The organism is Nonomuraea sp. NPDC049158 (genome assembly GCF_040648335.1).
GTDB lineage: Bacteria > Actinomycetota > Actinomycetes > Streptosporangiales > Streptosporangiaceae > Nonomuraea.
Genome location: NZ_JBEZDM010000084.1, coordinates 1 through 4,666, shown reverse-complemented (window position 1 = coordinate 4,666; position 4,666 = coordinate 1). Strand labels below are relative to the sequence as shown.

The window sequence follows — 4,666 nt, the reverse complement described above, 5'->3', positions numbered from 1 at the left end:
GGAGGCCAGCGAGATGAGGATTGCTGCTGCTGCAGGAACGATCACTCGCGCCCGCCCAAGCCGTCGCCCGTGCTGCGCCTGGGCAACCCGCGCCGGCGCATCAACATCGGCCTGATCGGCATGACGTTCATCCTGTCGATCTTCGGCGGCCGGCTCATCCAGATGCAGGGCCTCGACTCCAAGGTCTACGAGGCGCGCGCGGTGGGCCAGCGCACGCAGACCGAGGACATCCCGGCCAAGCGCGGGTCCATCACCGACGTCAACGGCCACGCGCTGGCCGTCACCGTCGAGGCCCGCGAGATCGCCATCGACCCCAGCAAGATCAAGGACACGGTGCGGGCGAAGATCACCGCCGTGCTCGCCGCGCAGCTCGGCCGGCCCCAGGAAGAGATAGCCGCCAAGCTGGCCAAGACGGACACCCAATACCAGCTCCTGGCCAGGGACGCCGACCCGCTCGTGGCCAGCCGCCTGCTCAAGGCGGAAGTGCCCGCGATGACCACGAAGAAGACCTACCGTCGTGTCTACCCGGGTGGTGACCTGGCGGGCAGCCTGATCGGGTTCGTCGGCGACGAGCAGAGCGGGCTGGGCGGCATGGAGCAGGCGCGCGACACCCTGCTGAAGGGGCGCGACGGCCAGCAGCGCGTCGAGACCGGGCGCGACGGCCAGCGCATCCCCATGACCAGCAGCCAGCGTACGGTCCCGGTCGACGGCCGCGACGTACGGCTGACCATCGATCGCGACATCCAGTGGGCCGCCCAGCAGGCGGTGGCCAAGCAGGTGGCCGACTCCGAGGCGAGCAGTGGCACGGTCATCGTCATGGACGTGCGCAACGGGCAGATCATCGCCATGGCCAACGCCCCCGAGCTCGACCTGAACAACTGGCGCAAGGCCCCCCCGGCCCAGTACATCAACCGGGCCGCCTCCGAGGTCTTCGAGCCGGGCAGCACCAACAAGGTGATCACCGCCGCCGCCACCCTGGAGGCCGGCGTGGTCTCGCCCGACACGGTCTTCCAGGTCAAGGACAACATCAGGTGCGCGGACCGGGTGCTGCACGACGCGCACCCGCACAAGCCGGAGCCGATGACCTACCGCCAGGCCGTGGCCGAGTCCAGCAACGTCGCCACCATCATGGCCGCGCGCAAGGTCGGCAGCGAGCGCCTCTACGAGATGCTGAAGAGCTTCGGCTTCGGCGCGCGGCCGGGCGGCGGCGTGCCCAACGCGGAGGCCGGCCTGCTGCCCAACTACAAGAACTGGTCGGGCAGCCAGAGCTGCACGATCGCCTACGGGCAGGGCGTGTCGGTGACCGCGCTGCAGATGGCCAGCGTCTACCAGACCATCGCCAACGGCGGGGTCAAGGTCGAGCCGCAGATCATCGCCGGCACGACGGATGAGTCGGGCAGGTTCGTACCGTCCGCTCCTGGTAAGCAGACCAGGGTGGTCAGCGACAAGACCGCCAAGGAGATCACCACCATGCTGGAGACCGCGGTGAGCGCCGAGGGCACCGGCGAGCTGGCCGCCATCCCGGGATACCGGGTGGCGGGCAAGACCGGCACCGCCAACCGCTATGACGCCCAGCTCGGCCGCTACGACGGCTACACGGCGTCGTTCGCGGGGTTCGCCCCCGCCGACGCGCCGCGGCTGGTCGTGCTGTCCGTGCTGCAGAATCCCAAGAAGGACCACTTCGGGGGCCAGGTGGCGGCCCCTGTTTTCAAGGACGTGATGACGTTCGCCATCAAGAGCGAGAAGATTCCGCCGACCGGCGCGGCCGCACCCACGGTGCGGACGCGCGCGGGACAGTGACCAGGGAAGGTACGCTGCGGCCGTGCGTCCCCCGTCGTCTATGCGTCCAACGACCAGTCCGCCCCGCCCGCTGACCGGGCTGGCGACCATGCTCGACGCCGATTCCGGCACGTCGCGGTCGCCGTACGCCCCGCTCACCGGTGTCACGATCGACTCCCGCCACGTGCGGCAGGGAGATCTTTACGTGGCCTTGCCGGGCAACCGGTCCCACGGCGCCGATTTCGCCGCCGAGGCCATGGCGCGCGGCGCCGTGGCCGTCCTCACCGATCCCGGCGGCCGCGCGGCCGCCGCCGAAACGGGCCTGCCCGTGCTCGTCGTGCCCGACGTCCGAGCCGTGCTGGGGCCGGTCGCCTCCTGGGTCTACGGCCGGCCGGCCGACGACATCCAGCTGCTCGGCGTCACCGGCACCAGCGGCAAGTCCACCACCTCGTTCCTGCTCGAAGCCGGCCTGCGGGCCGCGGGCCACACCACAGGGCTGGTGGGCGGCGTCGAGATCCGCGCCGGCGACCTGCGCTTCGAGCCCAGACTGACCACCCCGGAGGCCACCGAGCTGCACGGCCTGTTCGCGCTCATGCGCGAGACGGGGGTCACCGCGGCGGCCATGGAGGTCTCCAGCCACGCCCTGGCGCTCGGCCGGGTCGACGGCCTCCACTACGACGTGGCCCTGTTCACCAACCTGTCGCAGGACCACCTCGACTTCCACAAGGACTTCGACGACTACTTCGCCGCCAAGTCCCGGCTCTTCCAGCCCGAGCTGGCCCGGGTGGGCGTGACGAACCTCGACGACCCCTATGGCCGCGAGCTGCTGTCGGTGGCGAAGGTGCCGATGACCACGTTCTCCGCGCTGGGCGCGCCCGAAGCCGCCTGGCGGGCGCTCGACGTGCGGCTGGGCGCCGACGGCAGCACGTTCCGCGTGACCGGTCCTGGCGGCGTCGAGGCCGACGCGCAGATCTCGCTGCCCGGCCCGTTCAACGTCGCCAACGCGCTCGGCGCGATCGTCACGCTCGTCGAGGCCGGAGTGCCGCTGCAGACCGCCGTCCACGGCGTCGGCTCGCTGGTCGGCGTCCCCGGCCGCATGCAGCGCATCACGGAGGCGGGCGACGAGTTCCAGGCGATCGTCGACTACTCGCACAAACCCGCCGCGGTCGAGTCGGTGCTGCGCTCGCTGCGCGAGGTCACCGCGGGCCGGTTGGTCGTCGTGCTCGGCTGTGGCGGCGAGCGCGACGCGGGCAAGCGGCCGGTCATGGGCGAGTCCGCGGCGAGGCTGGCCGATGTGGCCATATTCACGAGCGACAATCCTCGTTCCGAGGATCCTCTGGACATTCTGGCCGCGATGATGGAAGGAGCGCTCCGCGTTCCGCAGCATGACCGCGCTCATGTGATCATTGAGCCCGACCGCGCGTCCGCGATCGACCTGGCGATCGGCCGGGCCGGGCGCGGCGACGTGATCGTCGTGGCAGGCAAGGGTCACGAGCAGGGCCAGTACGTTTCAGGTGAGGTGATCCCCTTCGACGATCGCGAAGTGGTCGCCGGAGCGATCGACGCACGCAAGGAAAGCAGGAAGCACGCATGATCCCGTTGCCTCTGGCCAGGATCGCCGAGATAACCTCGGGCGCCCTGTCGGGCATGGCCGACCCTCGCGCCGTGGTGCGCGGTCCCGTCGTGATCGACTCACGGGGCGTAGAACCGGGATCCCTGTTCGTCGCCCTGAAGGGCGCGCGGGTCGACGGCCACGACTACGCCGCCCAGGCCATCCGGGCCGGCGCCGTCGCCGTGCTGGCCACCAGGCCGGTCGAGGCCCCCACGGTGATCGTCCCCGACGCCGCCGCCGCGCTGGCCGACCTGGCCACGGCCCACGCCGCCGCGCTGCCCCAGGCCACCGTGATCGGCGTGACCGGCTCGGCCGGAAAGACCTCCACCAAGGACCTCCTGGCCAGGCTGACCGCGCGGATCGGGCCGACCATCGCGCCCGTCGGCTCGTTCAACAACGAGCTCGGCCACCCGCTGACGGTCCTCAGGGCCGACGCCGACACCCGCTACCTGGTGCTGGAGCTCAGCGCCCGCAACATCGGCCACATCCAGGCCCTGGCCCGCATCGCGCCGCCGCGGATCGGTGTGGTGCTGAACGTCGGCACCGCCCACATCGGCGTCTTCGGCGGCAAGGAGGCCATCGCCAAGGCCAAGGGCGAGCTCGTCGAGGCGCTGCCGCGGACCGGCGTGGCCGTGCTCAACGCCGACGACCCGCTGGTCCTCGAGATGGCCTCGCGCACCGACGCCAGGGTCACGCTGTTCGGCCGCTCCGAGGCCGCCGCGATCCGCGCCGAGGACGTCGTCGTCGACGAGCGCGGGCGCGCCTCGTTCACGCTGCGCACCCCTTCGGGCTCCGGTCAGGTCCGGCTCAAGCTGTACGGCGCGCACGCCGTGGAGAACGCCCTTGCCGCCGCCGCGGCCGGTTACGAGCTCGGCCTGCCCGTCGCCACCATCGCCGCGGAGCTGTCGGAGGCCACGCCGCGCAGCCGGTGGCGGATGGAGGTCACCGACCGCCCCGACGGGGTCACGATCGTCAACGACGCCTACAACGCCAACCCCGACTCGATGCGGGCCGCGTTCGAGGCGTTCGGCGTGCTCGGCAACGGCCGCCGCCGCTTCGCCGTGATCGCCGCCCTGCGCGAGCTGGGCGAGGACAGCGCCGCGCTCAACGAGGAGCTGGGCCGCCTGGCGGGCGGTTCCGGACTGGCGGGCCTCATCGTCGCCGGGCCCGACGCCCAGCCGGTGCTTCAGGGCGCCTACGCGGCCGCTCAGGCGGCTTCCGCCGCGGGCCCGCCGCTCCCGGTCGCCGGAGGCCCGCCGTTCCCGCCGGGTGCGG

Annotated in this window: 3 protein-coding genes; all 3 read left to right on the top strand. The window is 71.9% G+C overall.

Going from position 1 to position 4,666, the window contains the following annotated elements:
• Nucleotides 1-1,800 (top strand): penicillin-binding protein 2 (locus AB0B61_RS57345; RefSeq protein WP_358450803.1); only part of this gene is annotated, 1,800 nt, incomplete at its 5' end.
• A 40-nt stretch (nucleotides 1,801-1,840) separates the two neighbouring features.
• Complete coding sequence (locus AB0B61_RS57340; RefSeq protein ID WP_358450800.1) at nucleotides 1,841-3,373, top strand: UDP-N-acetylmuramoyl-L-alanyl-D-glutamate--2,6-diaminopimelate ligase; 1,533 nt, start codon at nucleotides 1,841-1,843, stop codon at nucleotides 3,371-3,373.
• Nucleotides 3,370-4,666 (top strand): UDP-N-acetylmuramoyl-tripeptide--D-alanyl-D-alanine ligase (gene murF, locus AB0B61_RS57335; protein ID WP_358450797.1); only part of this gene is annotated, 1,297 nt, incomplete at its 3' end. The genes AB0B61_RS57340 and murF, both read left to right, overlap by 4 nt.

Coding starts and splice junctions, on each gene's coding strand:
- AB0B61_RS57340 (WP_358450800.1), top strand. CDS start 1,841: ATGCGTCCAACGACCAGTCCGCCCCGCCCGCTGACCGGGCTGGCGACC.